Genomic DNA, 18,784 nt, shown 5'->3' on the forward strand with positions numbered 1-18,784 from the left:
AATGGCGCCGGCAGAAGCTCAAAGACCATAGACGGCGATGCGCACCAGCACGGCGGCGGCGGCCAGCGACACCAGCAGGATGCCGAGGCCAATCGGAGAGCCCCAGCCATGCCATTCCATGCTTGGAGGCGATGACCTACGCCTAGCGTTCCGACCGGCCGAAGCGCCGTTCGAGATAGGCCTGGCCGAATTCCAGCGAGATCGACAGGATCCAGTAGATCATCGAGGCGGTGATCAGCATCTCGATGTGGCGGAACTCCGTCTGGCCCATCGTGCGGGCGAGATACATGATTTCCCAGACGCCGACGACCGATACCAGCGAGGAATCCTTCAGCATGGCGATGAATTGGTTGCCGGTCGGCGGAATGATGACGCGCATGGCCTGCGGCAGGATGACCAGCGCCATGGTCTGACCGGGGCTCAGGCCGAGCGCCGTGGCGCCTTCGCTTTGACCGCGCGGGATGCTTTCGATGCCGGCGCGGAAGACCTCGGTCATGTAGGCGCCGTAACACAGCGACAGCGCCACGATGCCCGCCGGCACCGCGCCGATCACGTAGCCGACCTGGGGCAGGCCGAGATAGATGATGTAGATCTGCATCAGCAACGGCAGACCGCGAAACAGCGATGTGTAGAAGGTGGCGAGCCCGTAAACGATGCCGTTTCCGGTCAGTTTGGCGATGGCACCGACCAGGGCGATCAAGGTCGCGATCAGGATCGAGATCGCCGAAATGTAGAGCGTCGTGGTGACGCCCTGGGTGATCAGGAACCCGACCTTCCTGGCGATGAAGGCAAGGGAGAGGTCGAAGGAATAGAAGAACAGCATCAGCAGCACGAACAGCTCGATCCAGACGCCGACGATCTGCTGCCGCCGGGGCAGGAGTAGCAGCAGTTTGCCATTCGTCAGCACCAGGAGCGCGATCAACACGGCGGAGAGGGCGCGCGACAGAGCGGGGTTGGCCTGCAACCAGTCGGATGCAAGCGGCATCAAAGAGCCGATCCAGCTCGACTTGATGCCCATGGCGTAGAGGGCCGCGGCCAGCAGTGCCGGAAAAAGCGCGCCCGCGGCGCGGCGGGTGAGCCCTGGATGGGAGAGCATCAGCCTGCCGATCATGCCGTCACCTTGTCCCTGGGGGTGGCGCGGCGTTCCCGCCACCAGTCCTGCGCCTGCAATTTCCAGTAGGTGAGTTGCGCGGTGGCCAGACCGGCGGCGCCGCCAGCCCAGCTCAATCCGAAGGGCGCGAACTGCCGGTAGCGGTCCGAGGCGCCCAGAATGCCCTCGGCGACAATTTTTCCGGCAATCGCCGTGGTGTTGAGGCCATGGCCGCCGAAAGCGGTGCAGTACCAGACGCCTGACTGCAGCTCCCCGATCTGGGGCATCAGATGCCGGGCATAGGACATCAGCCCCGACCACGCCAGTTCGGTCTTGAGGCCGGCAAGCTGCGGGTAGGTGCCGACCATCTCGCGGCGCAATTCGTGCGCCAGCGCGTCGGCGGAAGCGGCGCGCGTGGTGATGCGCCCGCCCCACAAAAGGCGATTGCCGCCCTCGACCAGGCGATAATAGTCGCCGGCCCGCCTGTTGTCGCCGACGGCGTCTGTCGTCGCCACGGCTTGCGCAATGAGGCGGGGATCTGCCTCGGAAACCATCACATAGGTCGCGATGGGCAAAAAGGCGCGGTAGAGCTGGCCGAATACCGGACCCGTATAGCCGCCGGTCGCGAGAACGATCCGGGACGCCCGAAGCGTGCCCTGTCTGGTGCGAAGCATCTTTTGCGGCCCCGAGAGGTCGCATTCTACGACCTCGGAGCTTTCATGAATCTCGCCACCAAGCCGCTCGATCTCGTCGGCCAGGCAACGCAGATAGTTGAGGGGATGGATGTGAAAGGCGTTCGGGTCGCGCAGGCCCTGGTGGTAGCGGACGGACTTCAGCACCGACCGGACGTCTTCCCTGTCGAGATATTGAAGTTCATAGCCATGGTCGCGGGCCATCTGTTCGGCATAGGCCTTGAGCGCATCGCCGTCGTCGTAGCGCAAGACGCTGAGCAGGCCGGCACGCGGCATGGCGGCCGATATCCCGAGCGCCTCGATCGTGTCGCGCACGAATTCCACGCCTTCGATCGACAGCCGATGCAGGTCGCGTGCTGCCTCCCCGCCGACACGTGCGGCGATATTGTCGCCGCCGGTGGCGAAGCCGGGCGTGACGAAACCGCCATTGCGGCCCGAAGCGCCGAAACCGACGAGCTGGGCTTCCAGCACGGCGACATGCAGTCCGGCGCGCGCCAGCTGCAGCGCTGTCGTCAACCCGGCCAATCCGGCGCCAACGACGGCCACGTCACATTGCGCCTCGCCTTTGAGCGAAGGTCGCGTCTTCCGGTCGGTCAGGGTGCGGGCGTAATAGGTGTCCGGATAGGCCATCGATGACTTTGCGGTGAGGAGCATGCATTTGGTGGGGTGAAGTCCGCCGGCTGCCGAGGGGCAGCCGGCGGAATGACTTTACTTGGCGCTGTAGTCCTTGCCGTACCACTTCGTGGTCAGCGCGGCGAGCGTGCCGTCCGTCTTCATCCCGATGATGATGCCGGCGACCTTTGCGGTCCACTCGGGATCCTTCTTTTCGGCGATGACGACGAGCGGCTCGCGGAAGGCGTACTCGCCTTCCAGGATCTTCACGGGATAGCCGTTCTTGATGGCGTTCTGCGCCGTCTGCTCCGGCGCGATCACGGCATTCAGGCGCACGCCGTCGCCAAGCCGCAGGTCATCGAAGGGAAGCATGGAATCCGCGTAGGTGCGGATCTCGCCCGGCTCCAGCTTGTATTCGATGGGAGGCAGGCCGGGCGCGTCGATTTCGAGCTTGCGGCGGATGAAATCCTCCGAGGTGGTGGCCGTCTCGACGCCGATGATCTTGCCGTTGAGATCGGCGACCGACTTCGCGCCGCTGTCCTTGTGCAGGACGTAGACATAGGGGCTGTAATAATAGATGCCGACAAAGTCGATCACCTTGGAACGGGCCTTGGTCGGCGTCACCGATCCGACGCCCAGATCGTAACGTCCCTGCCAGCGTCCGCCGGTCAGCGTCGCCCAGTCGGGCGTTTCGAACGAGACATCGACACCAAGGCGCTTGCCGATTTCGCGCGAGACATCGATGTCGAAACCGGCGAGTTCGTTGCTGTCGTCGAGAAAGCTCTGTGGCGGCCAGGCCGCGTTGGTGGCGATGACCATCGCCTTTTTCGACGTGACGCGGTCCAGGGTTTCCCCGGCCATGGCCGCCGTCGTGATCGCGAATGTCGCGGCGGCAAGAACGGCTAAATCGAGCAGCTTTTTCAAAGTTATCCCTCCCTTGTGGTTGAAACTGATAGGATGCGTAACGTCGGACCTCAGCGCTTCAGCCACAGCTTCAACGCGGATCGGTTTCGGTTTGTGCCGACCACAGCCGAAGCTCGTTCCCCCTGATGGACCGGCGTTTGTGGCCCCAGACAGTCAGGTAGCAAAAAGAAGGGTTCTACCCGGCGAAATGCGGGATAATGGCGATCGCACAGTCATTGCGTGCCTTGAGACGGCAAAATGCCGGATATGGTCGCCTTGTTCCGTTCGCGCAGGCCAGTCTTCTGGCCAGTCTTCCGGATTGTCGCCGGGGCGGTTCAGCCGATAGGATCGCGCGGCGGTTACAGCGCGGATCGAGCGAGAGGATTTTTTTGTGGAATTGACCGACAAGGATCGTCAGCTGCTCGCGCTGATGCAGAAGAATGCGCGTGAGCCGGTCGCGTCACTGGCACGTCAGCTCGGCGTATCGCGGACAGCGCTGCAGGAGCGGATCCAGAAGCTGGAGGCCGGCGGTATTATCGAAGGCTATACCGTGCGGCTGACCAAGGAGGTCGCCCAGAATGCCGTCCACTGTTTCACGCTCGCCGCCCTCAACAACAAGAGCTATCCGGACGTCTCCAGAAAGATCAAGGCGATGCCCTCGATCCAGGCGGTCTACGCCATTACCGGCGAGTGGGACCTGATCATCCACCTTGCCGCCGAGACGCTCGAGAAGCTGAACCGGGAGGTGAATGCGGTGAATGAAATCAACGGTGTCGTCAAAACCGCTTCCCATGTGGTGATGGAGACGAAGTTCAACCGGACCATCTACGCATTGTAGGAGGTGGCGGGATGTCCAGGCGGCGGAGAACGCCCCGCCGCCGGGGCCGCCATGTAGGCGAATTAGACCGTCGCCGGATCGAGCGCTGGCTCGCCCTTGCGGCGCGCGACAATCGCCTCGAAATCCGCGGTCTGGAAGGCATCGCGCAAGGCGTCGAAAGACGGCAGCACGAAATAGGCGCGCTGGAATTTGTCGATCTCGTAACCGGTACGCATCACCGTCTCGAGGTCGAAAGGCACATGGTGGGCGTCCTTGCTCTCGACCGCGAACTGCAATTCGGTAAAGGACGACATCAGTCCGGCGCCAAACGCCTTCAGCGGCTGGCCGGGCTCCTGCATCAGGCCGTATTCGGCCGTGTACCAATAGAGCCGCGTGATCATCTCGTCGCCGCCGAGTGCGATGATGTCGCCGGCCTTCTTGCCATACATCTGCATGAAGTCGGCGAACACCGGCTGCGACAGCACCGGCACATGGCCGAAGAAATCGTGGAACATGTCCGGCTCGACGATGTAGTCGAGTTCCTGCCTTGTCCGCAGCCAGTTGGTGACCGGGAAGCGGCGGTTGGCGAGGTGATCGAAGAAGGGGGCGGCCGGAATGAGGCCGGGCACGGCGACGATTTCCCAGCCGGTGAGCTTGCGCAGCTTGGCGCTGACGTCAGCGAAATCGGGGATGCGATCGAGAAGGCCGAGCTTCTCGACGCCGTCGAGATAGGAGTGGTGGGCGAGCTTGCGCGTCAGCTCCGTCTGGCGGTCGCACAGCGTGCGCCACACCGCCTGCTCCTCGGCGCTGTAATCATAGCCCTGTGCCACAGTGAAATCGGCGCGACACACCGAATAGTCGCCGCGCAACCCTTGCGCCGCGCAGTCGCGGGCATATTCGGCAACGCTCATCGTCGTCATGGTCTTTCTCCTCGCAGATCATCGATGGTTGACGCACCGCAATGCTAACCCGACCCGCAGAGGCAATTCGGTTTTGATGATGGCCCGCTCGCCATATTCGGGATAACATTCACTCACAATCCGCAAAGGACGAGTTAAAATGCCTCAATTCGACGATTTCGAGATCAGGATGCTCGATGTCCTGCAACGCGACGGACGCAAGCCTGTCTCCGAACTGGCGCAGGAGATCGGCCTCTCGACCACGCCCTGCGCGCGGCGCTTCGATGCACTGCAGGAAGCCGGCATCATCAAGGGCTTTGCCGCCATGATCAGCCGCCGCGCCATCGGCCTGATGGTCGAGGTGTTCATCCAGGTGCGCCTCGTCAGCCACAGCGACGGCTCGCCCGAAAGCTTCATCGCCGCCGTCCAGCGCATGGACGAGGTGTCGTCGTGCTGGACGATGACCGGCGACCACGATTTCCTGCTGCATGTCATGGTGCCATCTGTCGACGAGCTCAACGCCTTCGTCATGCATCGGCTGATGCGGCTCGACGGCGTGCGCGACGTCCACACGCAACTGGTGTTGCAGAACATCAAGGGCCCGGGCCACGTGCCGCTCGCGCATCTCAGGCGATGATGGTGGCCGGCCTTCCCGTTTTTGCGGAAAAGCTGCACGCAAACTGCTGAAACGGGCCAATCGGGCGGCACTATCGCCGGCCAGCATGCGCGGACCAACTCCCAGGAGGTCCGCCATGAACATCGTCCTGATCAATCCGCCGCACACCGCCATCGGCAGCCGCGTGCCCGACGATCATTTGCCGCCGCTCGGTCTTCTGGCGATCGGCGGCCCGCTGCTCGACGCCGGCCATGAGGTGCGGCTCGTCGATGCCGAATTCGGGCCGATGCCGCTTGCCTCGGTCGTCGCGGAAGCCCTGAAGGACTGCCCCGACTTCGTCCTGATCGGCCATTCCGGATCGACCTCGGCGCATCCGACCGCCCTGTTGATCGCCGCGATGATCAAGGCGCGCGAGCCGGCGACGATCATCCTCTACGGCGGCGTGTTCCCGACCTATCACTGGCGCGACATCCTCGCCGAAACCGACGTTTTCGACTTCATCGTGCGCGGCGAGGGCGAAGCGACCGTGGTGGCGCTGGTCGAGGCGGTGGAAATGCGCCAGCCGCCGGCAAGCGTTGCCGGCATCGCCTATCGCGATGACCTCGATCGTCCCTTCGCCACGCAAGCGGCGATGACCATCGCCGACCTCGACGCCTACCGCGTCGGCTGGGAGTTGATCGATCACCGCGGATACAGTTACTGGGGCGGCAAGCGCGCCGTGGTCATGCAGTTTTCGCGCGGCTGCCCGCATTTGTGCAATTATTGCGGTCAGCGCGGCTTCTGGACCCGCTGGCGGCATCGCGATCCCAAGAAATTCGCGCAGGAGATCGCCTGGCTGCACCGCGAGCACGGCGTCGAGCTGATCAACCTCGCCGACGAGAACCCGACCGTCTCGAAGAAGGCCTGGCGCGCTTTCCTGGATGCGATGATCGCCGAGAATGTGCCGGTGCTGATCGTCGGCTCGACACGCGCCGACGACATCGTGCGCGACGCCGATATGCTGCACCTCTACCGCAAGGCCGGCGTCATCCGCTGGCTGCTCGGCATGGAAAATACCGACGAGCAGACGCTCGCATTGATCCGCAAGGGCGGCAGCACCTCGTCCGACCGCGAGGCGATACGGCTGCTGCGAAAGCACGGCATCCTGTCGATGGCGACCTGGGTGGCCGGCTTCGAGGACGAAGGGTTTCGCGATCTCTGGCGCGGTTTCCGCCAGCTCCTCGCCTATGATCCCGACCAGATCCGGGCGCTCTATGTGACGCCGCATCGCTGGACGCCGTTTTTCCGCATCGCGCGCGACCGCAAGGTTATCCAAACGGACGCCCGCCTGTGGGACTACAAGCACCAGGTGCTGCACATGACCCGGCTGAAGCCGTGGATGCTGTTCTTCTCGGTCAAGCTAATCGAACTGGCGGTGCAGTCGCGGCCGAAGGCGCTGGCGCGCATCCTGTTCCACCCCGACCCCGAGCAGCGGCATTCGATGCGCTGGTACACCAAAATGGGCCGCCGCGTCTGGTTCCGCGAGGTCTGGGGATTCCTGGTGACCGACCGCCGGATGACAGGCGGCCCGACGCTCGCCGAATTCTGGGGCGCACCGCAGGACGCCGAGGAGGAATCGATGGTCTTTCAGCGTCCGGCGAAGAGACCTGTAACGGTGCCTGCCGCCGTGCAACCTGCCGCGCTCGAGCCGCACGCCTTTCGCGTCTCGCCACCGCACTGACCCGTCTCGCCCTCGCCGCCAGCGGTCAACGCGCTAATTTCCAGCGATCGGACGATGGTGATTGGCAGGAGGAAGCGATGAACCTTGTCACGCATAGGAAGATGAAGGGCGGCCGACTCATGCCTTGGGGGAAAGGCACTGTCGTGACCGGCGCCAAGGGATATGTCTTTCTTGCCGGCAATACAGGCACAACCGAGAATTATGACCCGTCGAGCAGCAAGGGTGGCGCCGTCGGCGACGCGGCGACGCAATGGCGCTCCATATTGGCGAACATCAAATCGGATCTGGAAGAACTCGGCAGTTCGCTCGAATATCTCGTCAAGATAACCCAGTATGTCAAAGGGCCGTTTCCAGACGGCGGCGTGCTGAGCTCGCCCAACTTCCGGCTGGACGTCATGGACGAGTTCTTCGCCGAGCACTGCCCGAAGCACTGCAGCTACAACAATCCGCCGCCATCGGAAGTGATCGGGGTTGCCGCGCTTGCGCATCCCGATCTCGTCGTCGAGATCGGGGCCGTCGCCGCTCTGCCGGACTGAGGATGCCAGGCGCCGAAGCGCAAGATATCAGGGCACGATCAGTGTGCCGGCGCCGTGTTCGGTGAAAAGTTCGAGCAGCACTGAATGCGGCGTCTTGCCGTTGAGGATGACGACGCCTTCGACGCCGCGCTCGATCGCCTCGATGCAGGTCTCGACCTTGGGGATCATGCCGCCCGAGACCGTGCCGTCCTTGATCAGCGCCCTGGCCTCGGCGACCGTCAGTTCGTCGATCAGCTTCTTGTCCTTGTCGAGCACGCCCGGCACGTCGGTGAGGAACAGAAGGCGCGAGGCCTTGCAGGCGCCGGCGATGGCGCCGGCGAAAGTGTCGGCGTTGATGTTGTAAGTGTGACCGTCGCGGCCGGGCGCCACCGGCGCCAGCACCGGGATCATTTCGGAGCGCGCCAGAAGATCGAGCAACGTGCGGTCGACCTCGACCGGTTCGCCGACGAAACCGAGATCGAGCACCCGCTCGATGTTGGAGTCGGGGTCGATCATGGTCTTGCGCGCCTTTTCGGCGAACACCATGTTGCCGTCTTTGCCGCAGAGGCCGATCGCCCATTCGCCCTCGGCATTGATCAGCGCAACGATCTCCTTGTTGATCGACCCGGCCAGCACCATCTCGACGATCTCGACGGTCTTCTGGTCGGTGACGCGCAAGCCGCCCTCGAACTTGGATTCGATCCCCATCTTGTTCAGCATGGCGCCGATCTGCGGGCCGCCGCCATGGACGACGATCGGGTTGACGCCGGATTGCTTCAACAGTGCGATGTCGCGTGCGAAGGCCTTGCCGAGCTCGATATCGCCCATGGCGTGGCCGCCATATTTCACCACGACGGTTCTATTCTCGTAGCGCTGCATGTAGGGCAGCGCACGCGACAAGAGGGCAGCCTGCATTTCGGCGGTGGCGGTGATGTCCGTCATCGGGCGTTCCTGGATATCTATAGGGACGGCGGCGTCTTAGCGGGAATTGACGCGAGCCGCAAATGGCATTGCTGTCATATTCGAGCGGTTCACGGTGTCGTCATTGTGACGGCACCATCAGCGGCGCCCGCCGCGTCAGCCAGCCCGAGATTTTCTCCATCTGCGCGGCGAGCGACAGAAGCGTTTCCTCGTCGCCCGGGCGGCCGGCGGCCTGGATGCCGAGCGGCAGGCCTGCGTCCGTGACATGGACGGGGAGCGCGATCGACGGCTGGCCGCTGACATTGTGCATCGCGGGCCAATGCGTGAACCAAAGGCTCTTGTCCATCAACTGGCCGAACAGTGGTTTGATCTTGAGCAAGGAGGTGAGGTGTAGCTTGTCGAGCAGGTTCTCGACGAGTTCATCGGCGCCTTTGGGATCCATGGCGCCGCAGGCAAGCGGCGGGTGCGCGATGATCGGCATCAGCACCGCATCATAGCGCGCGGTCTCCGTGATCAGTTGCCGCGAGGCGGCGTGCAGCCGCTGCAGGCCGGCATAGGTCTCGCCGGCCGAGACCATTTCGCCCAACCGGCCGAGCACCCGCGTGGCTCGCTCGACGTCGCCCGTCACGGAACGGCCGACGCGCAGCGCTTCGGCCCGCAGCGAGCCGGCGACGGCGGACGCGACCGTCGTGCAGAAATCGGCGAAGAAATCCCGGCCGATGAAGGGCAGCTCGATGTCCTCGACCGAATGGCCGCCTTCACGGGCGAGCGCCACGGCAATGTCGAGCGCCTTCAGCGTCTCGGTCGAAATCGGCAGGCCAAGCGGCGACTTGCGGTACACCGCCAGCCTGAGCTTGCCGGGATCGCGCGCCGCAGCGGCGGCGAACGTGCCCTTCGGCGGCAGCGCGGCATAAGGCGCCAGCGTATCGGGACCATGGGTGAGGTCGAGCAGCAGCGCGCAGTCGCGCACCGAGCGGGTGACGGCATGATCGACGACCATGCCGTACCAGCTTTCGCTCACCAGCGGCGACAGCGGGACGCGGCCGCGCGAGGTCTTGAGGCCGACAAGTCCGCTGCAGGCCGACGGCACGCGGATCGAACCGCCGCCATCCGAGGCATGCGCCACCGGCACGACGCCGGCGGCGACCAGCGCTGCCGAACCGCCCGACGAGCCACCGGTGGTGTGGCCGGTGTTCCAGGGATTGCGGGTGATGCCGAAGGCCTTGGATTCGGTCATCAGCCGCAACCCATGCTCGGGCGAGGTCGAGGTGACGATCGGGATCAGCCCGGCGGCGAGATAGCGCTCGGTCATCACCGAATTGAAATCGGGCACCCAGGCCGGAATGCGGCTGCCGCCATGCGAGGGCACGCCCTTGACGGCGATGCCGAGATCCTTGATGGCAAAGGGCACTCCGGCCAGCGGCAACGAACGGTCGATGCTCTTTGCCCGGGTCCGTGCGGCCTCATAGAGCGGCTCTGCCGTGGCGTTGATTTCGGGGCGGGTGGCCTCGGCCCGAGCGATCGCTGCCTCGGTCAGTTCGATCGCCGACAGTTCACCCCTGCGCATCAGACCGGCTAGACCGGTTGCGTCTTCTTCCCACAGGATTCGTTCGACCGACATGCGCACTCCCCCGTTGCCGCCGCCAAGCTAGCCAGCGGCAATTCCCTTGGCAATCGAAGCCTGCGCCCGATGTCGAACAGTCCAACGGCGTCATCCACGTCATCGACAAGGTTCTGCTCCCGAAGATGTGATCGGGTGAACGATGTAACGAGGCGCTTGCCGCGGACGAACCCGTTGCAAGAGCCCTCCGTCATTGCGTCGTCTCGCTCCCGTGACCCGCAATCGACATGCGTGCTCCGCGCCGTCCACGATCAACCGTGGAACGGCGCGGAGTGTCGTTTGGGCAACCGTCACCGGCTTTTGACTTTCGGGCGGCGGCATAGTTTGGCAAAACAGACGACAGGAGGAACTGGTCATGAACCGTCGCGACTTTCTTTTGAGTGGTGCCGCCGCTATCGGCGTCGTCGGGGCCGCGGCAGCGATGCTGCGCATGGGCAGCCCGCAGGCCGCGCAAGCCGCCGAGAAATTCGAGGTCACCAAGACAGACGACGAGTGGAAAGCCATCCTATCGCCGGCCGCCTTCGACGTGCTGCGCAAGGAGGGCACCGAGTATCCCGGCACCAGCCCGCTGCTCAACGAACACCGCAAGGGCATTTTCGCCTGCGCCGGCTGCGACCTGCCAGTCTATCCCTCTGAGACGAAATTCGATTCCGGCACCGGCTGGCCGAGCTTCTGGCAGGAGATCGCCAATGGCATCGGCAAGACCGAGGACCGCTCGCTGGGCATGACCCGCACCGAGGTGCATTGCCGCCGCTGCGGCGGCCATCTCGGCCACGTCTTCGACGACGGTCCGGCGCCGACCGGCCTGCGCCACTGCATCAACGGCGTGGCGCTGACCTTCAAGCCCACGACCGCCTGAGGATACAAAGAGCAACAAAAACTCCGGGCTTTGCGGCCCGGAGTTTTTGCGTGGTCGGAGCTTTCGGGCGTGGACTGGAGGAGCTTCCCGAAACCGCTGCCACGGTTCTCATTTTTCGCCTTCACACTTTCCTGGAATTGCTTCAGTGCCCGCCGCCTCCGCCACCACCGGGCGCGGCCGGCTTCTTGATCAGCATGGTGAAGAACCCCAGCGTCCCGAACAGGACGGTCAGCAGGTAGAACACATCCATGAACGACAGCAGCGCCGCCTGCTGGTGGACCATGCCCGACAGCTTGGAGATCGCCGCACTTGTGGCGTCCAGGCCGGTGGTTTGCTCGAAATTGAGCGTCATGTTCTGCAGCTTGGTCTGCGCGGCGGCACTGCCCCACTGCACATGCTCGGAGAGCCGGGCATAGTGGAAGGCATTGCGGTCGATCAGCACGGTGTTGATGAGGGCAAGGCCGACGGCGCCGCCAAGGTTGCGGGTGAGGTTGAACAGTCCGGACGCATTCTTCAACCGGTCCGGCGGCAAGGTGCCGAGCGCGATGTTGTTGATCGGCACCATGCACAGCATCATCGAACAGCCGCGCAGGATCTGCGGGATGAGCAGCTCGTAAAAGTCCCAGTCGGCGGTCAGATGCGTCATCCACCAGGTGCCGGTGGCGAAGCCGAACAGGCCGATCATCATCATCAGCCGCAAATCCATCTTGCTCGACAGGAAGCCGGAGATGGGCGCGGTGAAGAACATGGCCAGGCCGCTGACGAACAGCGCTTCGCCGATCATCATCGAATCGTAGCCACGGATGCGTCCGAGGAAGACCGGATAGAGATAGGTCAGGCCATAGAGGCCGATGCCGATGACGAAGGAAAACAGCGAGCCGAAGGCGAAATTGATGTTGCTGAACGCCTTGAGGTCGACGATCGGTTCCTCGGCTGTGAAGACACGCCAGAAGAAGATCACCGCGCCGATGGTCATGATGATGGCGCAGATGAACACGGCCTGGTCCTGCAGCCAGTCATTGTTCGGACCTTCCTCGAGCACATATTCCATGCAGCCGAGGAAGGCGGCCATGCCGGCGAGGCCCCACCAGTCGAACTTCGAGAACAGCTTGAGATTGGGCTTGTCGAAATCGATCAGCGACCAGGCCGCGGTCGCCACCAGGATGCCGGGCACGACATTGACCAGGAACAGCCAGTGCCATGAAAAGGCGTGGCTGATATAGCCGCCGACGGTCGGGCCGATCGTCGGCGCCAGCGTCGCCACCAGGCCGATCATCGGCGAGACGATGGCGCGGCGCGACGGCGGGAAGATGGTGAAGGCCGCCGCGAAGACACTCGGGATCATGCCGCCGCCGATGAAACCCTGCACGGCGCGGTAGACGATCATCTGGTCGATGTTGGTGGCGGTCGCGGCAAGGGCACTGGCCGCGGTGAAGCCAGCGGCCGCGACGGTGAACAGCACGCGCGTCGACAGCATCCGGCTGAGGAAGCCCGACAGCGGGATCATGACCACCTCGGCGATCAGATAGGCCGTCTGCACCCACGGAATCTCGTCGGAGCTGGCGCTGAGGCCGGCCTGGATCTCGGACAGCGAGGCCGAGACGATCTGGATGTCCAGGATCGCCATGAACATGCCGAACACCATCGCCAGGAAAGCGATGATGCGCCGGGTCGAAATGGTGTCGGGCGCGGCCGGCATCGCCGGCGGCGCTCCTGCGGTGATGGTTGCGGTTGCCATGTCCTGAGCCTCCTTGAGGCAGGCCGGGCGGCTTGGCGCTTCAATCAGCCACCAAGCCGCCCTCCGAAAAGCGCTTAGTTACTGGTCGCGGCAGGCGCGGTGCGGCTGTCGACGGCGACTACGACGCTCAAGCCGGCGCGCAGCTTGCCGGTCTTCAACGCATCGGCCGGCACGTCGATGCGGACCGGCACGCGCTGCACCACCTTGGTGAAGTTGCCGGTGGCGTTTTCCGGCGGCAGCAGCGAGAACACCGCGCCCGACGCCGGCGCCAGCGAGGAGACCGTCCCCTGGATGGGGTGGCCGTCGATGGCGTCGACCGAGATGTTGACCTTTTCGCCAGGCACGAGCCGGGCAAGCTGCGTCTCCTTGAAATTGGCGACGATGTAGAGCTTGTCCATCGGCACGACCACGGCGAGCTTCTGGCCGGGGCTGACCAGATCGCCCTGTTCGACGGAACGGTTGCCGACGACGCCGTCATACGGCGCCTTGAGCACGGTGAAGGAGAGGTCGCGCGCGGCCTTGTCGCGGCCGAGCTGCAGCGATGCCAGCGTGCTGGCGGATTCTGCGCGCTGCGCCTCGAGCACGCCGATATTGGCCTGCGCGGCGGCAATCTGCGCGTCGGCGCCGACGAGCGCGGCATTGGCCTGGTCGAGCGCGGTCTGGGCGTCGTCCAGCTGTGCCTGCGTGCCGACATGAGTCTTGACCAGTTGCGCGGCGCGCTGCTGGGCACGGCCGGCATTGGCGGCGGCGGCCTGGTCGGCAATCTTCTGCGCCTGTGCCTGCTGCAGCGAAGCCTGCGCGGCCTTGGTCTGCGCGTCGATGCGGTCGAGTGTCTTGGCCAGCGTGGCGATCTGCGCCTCGGCCTGGGCAACGGCGATCTTGTAGTCGCCGGCATCGATCGTCAGCAGGGGATCGCCGGCCTTGACCTGCTGGTTCTCGCCGACCAGGACCTGATCGACATAGCCTGAAATTTTTGGCGAGACGAACGCCATGTCGGCCTGGACATAGGCGTCATCAGTCGAGATCATGAAGCGGCCCGTGGTCCAGTAGTCATAGCCGTACCAGGCGCCGCCGCTCAAAAGGGCAAGGCCGATGATCGGCAGCAGGAAGGAGCGCGCCGAGCGCTTCTTCTTGGCCGGAGCTTCGGCCTCAGGTGGCGGCGCGACGGCCGGCTGGACATGCACATCGGGCGCTTCCGTCGCCGGGGCAACCTTGGCGTTGGGGAAAGGACGGACTTCGGCGGTGGCGGGCGTGTTCGAGGACATGACATCTCTCTAAAGTTATAATACTGAACCGTTCGGTTCGATCCGGCCGTTGACATAGCGCGTAAAGAGGACCATATCAAGGGGAAATCGAACCGGTTGGTTCGAATTATTTCGAGGTGCGACTTATATGGGCGAGATTGTGGGCAACGCCGAAACCGACTCGTGCGAAGACCTGCTGGAAGGTCTGCGCCGCGGCCGGCCGGCTGCTGGACAGGACCCGGTCAAGCGCAGCCAGATCATCGACGGCGCCCGCCGTGTCTTCATCGAAAAAGGCTTCGAGGCTGCTTCGATGAACGACATCACGCGCGAGGCCGGCGTCTCCAAGGGCACCATCTATGTCTACTTCGCCAATAAGGAAGAGTTGTTCGAAGCGCTGATCGAGGAAGAGCGCGGCACCATCTTCAAGAACATGTACGACATGCTCGACCGCGCCGACGACCTGCGCCAGACGCTGGTCAAGTTCGGCAAGGTGCTGTCGATGAAGATCACCTCGGCCAAGGTCATCCAGGCGCAGCGCACGGTCATCGGCGCCTCCGACAGGATACCGGACATGGGCGCGCGTTTTTACGAACGCGGCCCCAAGCGTGGCCATGACAAGGTCGCGACGTTCCTCAATGCCGCCATCGAGCGCGGCCTGCTCGAGATCGACGACGTCGACCTCGCCGCCTATCAGTTCACCGAACTATGCCTGGCCGGCCTTTTCCGGCAGTGCATCTTCGCCTACCGCACCAAGGCCCCGACCCAGGACGAGATCGACCACATCGTCAGGTCGGGCGTCGACATGTTCCTGAAAGCCTATGGCACCGAAAGGATGGCCGAGGAAGAAAGGGCCTCAAAACTCACCCTGACATGACGCTCCTAAACGGCCTCCAGTGGCCGATTTTTGCGGGGACCGGCTTGACCTCCAGGCGCTGAGCGTCAAGGTCTGGATAACCGGGCCGAACGAAGCATTCCGCGGGAAATGATTCTCGTTCGCCAGCGTGAAGGCAGATCGGGATGGGCGATCCGAAGCTCCAGAGTCAGATGCGACGCATCGTGGCGGACTTCAACGCCGGTCGCCACGAGCAGGCGCGGCTGCTTTGCGAGAAGGCTCTTCGCCAGGCGGCGGACGACCCTGCCCTCAACCACCTCATGGCTGCCGTTCTTTTCGCCAAGGGAGAAATATTGGGAGCCCGCACCCATATTCGGGCAAGTCTGGCGATCCGGGCTGACAACGCATCCGCTCAATTGCTCGCCGGCCGCCTGGCGCGGGCGGCACGGGATTTTGACCAAGCGCTGTTCCATCTCTCACGCGCGGCCGAATTGGCGCCTGATGCTGCTGTGCTTATCGAGCAGGCGCGAACGCTCGACGAGGCAGGCGACCGAACCCAGGCACTCGAAGTATGGCGGCAGGTGACACTTGCCGATCCCCTGTCGGCGGAAGCGGCGGCGCGTCTGGGCCGCATGCTGTTCGAGGACGCAATGCCTGCCGATGCGGCACCTTTGCTGGAACGGGCCGTAAAGGGAAACGCGCCTGCATCGGCATGGTTCGACCTCGCCCTTGTCAGGCAGGATCTGCATGATCATGTGGGGGCAGCGGTCGCCTATCGCAAAGCGCTGGAGATACACCCCGACGATGCCGAAGCGGCGGTCAATCTGGGGATTGCGCTTCAGGAAACGGGCGATATGGACGCCGCGATCGAGGCCTATCGGACGGCCTACGAGCAGCGCGCCACAACCTTCGGCATCATCGCGATGGCCCTGACGTCAGCGCCGCACGGCAAGCTTTGGATCGATCGCGACGCGTTGAAGGGCTTGCTTGGAGGCTAATGCATGTCGCCCGGAAGTGTCCTCGGTTCCGGGACTACGACATGCATAAAATCAGAAGCTTACAGCATGTCGCGGCCAATACTATTCGCCGCGACATGCTGTAAGAGCAATTCCAGGAAAAGTTCTAGCGGGCGCGCTTTACGCGAAACCGCTTCCGGTAGACGCCGGGTTCGGCAAGAACATCGGCGACGGTTTCTTCATAGGAGGCTTTGCGCACGGCATCGAAGCTTTCGAAGACGAGTTCGGGCGCGGCGCGCGGAACGGGAAAGCATTGCGCAACCGGTGTGCCCTTCGCCAGCACGCCGGAGAAACCCTGGTCGGTCCAAATCGCCGGGAAATTGATGCCGGCGTCCTGGAAGTGATCCGAATCGACGACACCGGTCACCAGGCGGAAAGGAAGATCATCGCGGTTGACCGGATGGGTGGCGAAGAGGGACCAGCCTTCCTCCAGCTCGATCGTCCAGAAACTGTTGAATTTTATGGCTGCCAGCCCGTTGGAGAACGGCGCGCCGGCGAGCTGTTCGGCGACATGGAAGCTGAGCGGCGAACGCGGGTGCCCCTTCGTTGACGGCTCGGCGATATCCCACCGCCATTCAAAGGCGCCGTTCTCGACGGTCACATCGCATGGCAGCAGGATCATGAAGCCATGTGTCATGGCGTCGACGAAGGGCGGACACTGTTTTACCGTCCTGATCTCTCGCCCATGGATTTCCGAATAGGCTTTCGGAGGCATCTTGCGGAGCCAGTCGGGCAGGACGCCGCGCGCCGGAACCGGCCGGGGCAGCGTTTCGGCAAGCGCGGGATCACAACGAAAAACGATACGCATCCGGTTGCCCTCGAACGGCACTGCGATGTTGACGGATTGCCAGGGTGCGGTCAACGGATACTCGTACGACGACTAGCCTCCATTGGCCGCGAGCACGATCGCGGCCTGCAATTCCTCGAGGCCTTGGCCCTTCTCCGATGACGTCGCCAGCACGAACGGAAACGCCGCCGGCCGCTTCTTGATCTTGGCCAGCGTCTCCTCGATCAGCCGCGGCACGCCGGCGGCCTTGATCTTGTCTGTCTTGGTCAGCACGATCTGGTAGGACACCGCCGCTTTGTCGAGCAGCGACAGCACCTCGTCGTCCTTGGCCTTGATGCCGTGGCGGGCATCGATCAGCACATAGACCCGCTTCAGCGTGACCCGGCCCTTGAGATAATCGAAGACCAGCTTGGTCCACTCGTCGACCTTCTCCTTTGGGGCGGTGGCGTAGCCGTAGCCCGGCATGTCGACCAGCGCCATCGGCGGCAGGTCGGCGCCTTCGCCCGAAAACCCGTCCGGCACGAAATAATTGAGCTCCTGCGTGCGCCCCGGCGTGTTGGAGGTGCGCGCCAGTCCCTTCTGGTTGACCAGGGCATTGATCAGCGACGACTTGCCGACATTGGAGCGTCCGGCAAAGGCGATCTCCGGCGGCCCTTCCGGCGGCAGGAACTTCATGGCCGGCACGCCGCGGATGAAGATCCACCCGCGCGTGAAAAGGTCGGTGCCGATCGCGGTGCTGTTGGGAACGTTCAAGCTGCTGCCTCCAGAAGAGAGATGTCGGCGCCCCTGATGGCGTCGAGGTTGCGGCCGATCTTGTCCACCGGCCAGTCCCACCATGCCACCGCCAGCAGCCGCCGGATCGTCCTGTCGTCGAAACGCATCTTGACCACTTTCGCCGCGTTGCCGGCGACGATCGCATAGGGCGGCACGTCGTGCGTCACAACCGATTTGGCGGCGACGATGGCGCCATGGCCGATTTCCACGCCAGGCAGGATCACCGCCTCCATGCCGATCCAGACATCGCTGCCGACGACCGTGTCGCCGCGCACTTCCTTCGACCAGGTCGCCGGGTCAAAACCGTTTTCCCAGCCATGGCCGAAGATGTTGAACGGATAGGTCGAAAAGCCGGACATGGCGTGATTGGCGCCGTTCATGATGAAGCGCGCGCCTTCGGCGATGGCGCAGAACTTGCCGATGGTGAGCTTGTCGCCGATGAAGGGATAGTGATGCAGCACGCATTTTTCGGCGAATTTGTCCGGCCCGTCAGGGTCGTCATAATAGGTGAAGTCGCCGATCTCGATGTTCGGCGCCGTGACCAAAGGCTTCAGGAAGCCGACGCGGGTGTGCATCGGGATCGGGTGCTTGATGCCGGGGTTGGGTCCGTCCATGTCGAAGTCCGTCCAGGAAGTGATAGCCACGCGGATCCGGGATCCGCGTGCCTGGTCAAAATAACGTGATCCGCCCTATAGCACCAATCGGCTGGCGAGCGAGCCTTCCGTGGCGGACAAGCTCATTTGTTGCCGCGGCAGATCACGATCGGGTTTGACAGCGCGCTGTCGAAACCACTGCCTTGATAGACCTGAACGTTCGACGCTCCGGGCGGCAGCATGAAGGTGCCTTCGACGACCTTCTGATCGCCCGCCATCGTGTGGAGATCCCAGCTGAACGTACAGAATTGCGGCGGTGCCTTGGGTTCGACATGGCTGCAGTTGAGCTGCGCGCCGCCCAGCATGGCGGCGCCGCCACAGCTGACCGCATCCTTCGCAGCCGCGGCGGCGGGCCACCCAATGAGAGCCGTGACGGCCGCGATCCTGATCCAATCCATCGCCAAAATCCTCGCCGCATAATCTCGCCCCCTGGCGCGTTTTCCGCGCCGTGGCCCATGCGTTTTTTCGCCCTCGG

The 18,784-nt window shown here is 63.7% G+C and carries 20 protein-coding genes; 8 read left to right on the forward strand and 12 right to left on the reverse strand.

What is annotated here, in order from left to right; translation table 11 throughout:
- Positions 1-142 precede the first annotated feature (142 nt).
- The 3 genes from FJ970_RS02555 to FJ970_RS02565 form a co-directional block, all read right to left on the reverse strand.
- Entirely contained in the window at positions 143-1,111 is a 969-nt protein-coding gene (locus FJ970_RS02555) for an amino acid ABC transporter permease (protein ID WP_140757394.1), read from the reverse strand.
- Positions 1,108-2,412 carry an NAD(P)/FAD-dependent oxidoreductase gene (locus tag FJ970_RS02560; protein WP_140757395.1) on the reverse strand — a complete coding sequence of 435 codons (1,305 nt, stop codon included), beginning with the start codon at positions 2,410-2,412 and terminating at the stop codon, positions 1,108-1,110. The genes FJ970_RS02555 and FJ970_RS02560 overlap by 4 nt, the downstream gene beginning before the upstream one ends.
- A gap of 78 nt (positions 2,413-2,490) precedes the next feature.
- Positions 2,491-3,255 carry a transporter substrate-binding domain-containing protein gene (locus FJ970_RS02565; protein ID WP_227792146.1) on the reverse strand — a complete coding sequence of 255 codons (765 nt, stop codon included), beginning with the start codon at positions 3,253-3,255 and terminating at the stop codon, positions 2,491-2,493.
- Positions 3,256-3,688: 433 nt separating this feature from the next.
- On the opposite strand from FJ970_RS02565, the gene FJ970_RS02570 reads away from it, so the two are divergent.
- Positions 3,689-4,135, forward strand: coding sequence for an Lrp/AsnC family transcriptional regulator (locus FJ970_RS02570; protein ID WP_227792004.1), 447 nt, complete (start codon positions 3,689-3,691; stop codon positions 4,133-4,135).
- Positions 4,136-4,197: 62 nt separating this feature from the next.
- Here FJ970_RS02570 and phhA read toward each other — a convergent pair whose 3' ends face one another.
- Positions 4,198-5,034, reverse strand: a complete 837-nt coding sequence (gene phhA, locus FJ970_RS02575) for a phenylalanine 4-monooxygenase (protein WP_140757398.1) — start codon at positions 5,032-5,034, stop codon at positions 4,198-4,200.
- A gap of 139 nt (positions 5,035-5,173) precedes the next feature.
- Between phhA and FJ970_RS02580 the strand changes: the two genes are divergently transcribed.
- From FJ970_RS02580 to FJ970_RS02590, 3 genes are all read left to right on the forward strand, one after another.
- Complete coding sequence (locus FJ970_RS02580; protein WP_140757399.1) at positions 5,174-5,650, forward strand: Lrp/AsnC family transcriptional regulator; 477 nt, start codon at positions 5,174-5,176, stop codon at positions 5,648-5,650.
- A gap of 115 nt (positions 5,651-5,765) precedes the next feature.
- On the forward strand, positions 5,766-7,349 hold the full coding sequence (gene bchE / locus FJ970_RS02585; RefSeq protein WP_140757400.1) for a magnesium-protoporphyrin IX monomethyl ester anaerobic oxidative cyclase: 1,584 nt from the start codon (positions 5,766-5,768) through the stop codon (positions 7,347-7,349).
- A gap of 77 nt (positions 7,350-7,426) precedes the next feature.
- On the forward strand, positions 7,427-7,885 hold the full coding sequence (locus tag FJ970_RS02590; protein WP_140757401.1) for a RidA family protein: 459 nt from the start codon (positions 7,427-7,429) through the stop codon (positions 7,883-7,885).
- 27 nt (positions 7,886-7,912) lie between these two features.
- On the opposite strand, the gene argB is transcribed toward FJ970_RS02590, so the two are convergent.
- Positions 7,913-8,806: an acetylglutamate kinase gene (gene argB, locus FJ970_RS02595; RefSeq protein WP_140757402.1), complete on the reverse strand. Its 894-nt coding sequence runs from the start codon at positions 8,804-8,806 to the stop codon at positions 7,913-7,915.
- Positions 8,807-8,906: 100 nt separating this feature from the next.
- Complete coding sequence (locus FJ970_RS02600; protein WP_140757403.1) at positions 8,907-10,406, reverse strand: amidase; 1,500 nt, start codon at positions 10,404-10,406, stop codon at positions 8,907-8,909.
- Between FJ970_RS02600 and FJ970_RS02605 the strand changes: the two genes are divergently transcribed.
- Both FJ970_RS02605 and msrB read left to right on the forward strand, forming a co-directional pair.
- The gene (locus tag FJ970_RS02605; RefSeq protein ID WP_227792005.1) at positions 10,370-10,537 is read left to right on the forward strand and encodes a fasciclin domain-containing protein; all 168 of its coding nucleotides are present in this window, start codon (positions 10,370-10,372) and stop codon (positions 10,535-10,537) included. The two genes, FJ970_RS02600 and FJ970_RS02605, sit on opposite strands and share 37 nt — an antisense overlap.
- Positions 10,538-10,761: 224 nt before the next feature.
- Complete coding sequence (msrB, locus tag FJ970_RS02610) at positions 10,762-11,265, forward strand: peptide-methionine (R)-S-oxide reductase MsrB (protein WP_140757404.1); 504 nt, start codon at positions 10,762-10,764, stop codon at positions 11,263-11,265.
- A gap of 142 nt (positions 11,266-11,407) precedes the next feature.
- Here the strand turns inward: msrB and FJ970_RS02615 are convergent, their stop codons facing one another.
- The gene (locus FJ970_RS02615) at positions 11,408-13,003 is read right to left on the reverse strand and encodes a DHA2 family efflux MFS transporter permease subunit (RefSeq protein ID WP_140757405.1); all 1,596 of its coding nucleotides are present in this window, start codon (positions 13,001-13,003) and stop codon (positions 11,408-11,410) included.
- Between the two features lie 74 nt (positions 13,004-13,077).
- A complete protein-coding gene (locus FJ970_RS02620; RefSeq protein ID WP_140757406.1) occupies positions 13,078-14,268 on the reverse strand; it encodes an HlyD family secretion protein in 1,191 nt (396 codons plus the stop codon).
- A 127-nt stretch (positions 14,269-14,395) separates the two neighbouring features.
- Here FJ970_RS02620 and FJ970_RS02625 point away from each other — a divergent pair, with 127 nt between their 5' ends.
- Entirely contained in the window at positions 14,396-15,121 is a 726-nt protein-coding gene (locus FJ970_RS02625; protein ID WP_140757407.1) for a TetR/AcrR family transcriptional regulator, read from the forward strand.
- A 170-nt stretch (positions 15,122-15,291) separates the two neighbouring features.
- Entirely contained in the window at positions 15,292-16,077 is a 786-nt protein-coding gene (locus FJ970_RS02630) for a tetratricopeptide repeat protein (RefSeq protein WP_140757408.1), read from the forward strand.
- A 124-nt stretch (positions 16,078-16,201) separates the two neighbouring features.
- On the opposite strand, the gene FJ970_RS02635 is transcribed toward FJ970_RS02630, so the two are convergent.
- The 4 genes from FJ970_RS02635 to FJ970_RS02650 form a co-directional block, all read right to left on the reverse strand.
- A complete protein-coding gene (locus tag FJ970_RS02635) occupies positions 16,202-16,903 on the reverse strand; it encodes a hypothetical protein (RefSeq protein WP_140757425.1) in 702 nt (233 codons plus the stop codon).
- 72 nt (positions 16,904-16,975) lie between these two features.
- On the reverse strand, positions 16,976-17,557 hold the full coding sequence (yihA, locus tag FJ970_RS02640) for a ribosome biogenesis GTP-binding protein YihA/YsxC (RefSeq protein ID WP_246682337.1): 582 nt from the start codon (positions 17,555-17,557) through the stop codon (positions 16,976-16,978).
- Positions 17,558-17,631: 74 nt separating this feature from the next.
- Entirely contained in the window at positions 17,632-18,270 is a 639-nt protein-coding gene (locus FJ970_RS02645; protein WP_181178400.1) for a CatB-related O-acetyltransferase, read from the reverse strand.
- A 122-nt stretch (positions 18,271-18,392) separates the two neighbouring features.
- Positions 18,393-18,707, reverse strand: a complete 315-nt coding sequence (locus FJ970_RS02650) for a hypothetical protein (protein ID WP_140757426.1) — start codon at positions 18,705-18,707, stop codon at positions 18,393-18,395.
- Positions 18,708-18,784: the final 77 nt, after the last annotated feature.

The sequence above is a fragment of the Mesorhizobium sp. B2-1-8 genome, from assembly GCF_006442545.2.
Lineage (GTDB): Bacteria > Pseudomonadota > Alphaproteobacteria > Rhizobiales > Rhizobiaceae > Mesorhizobium.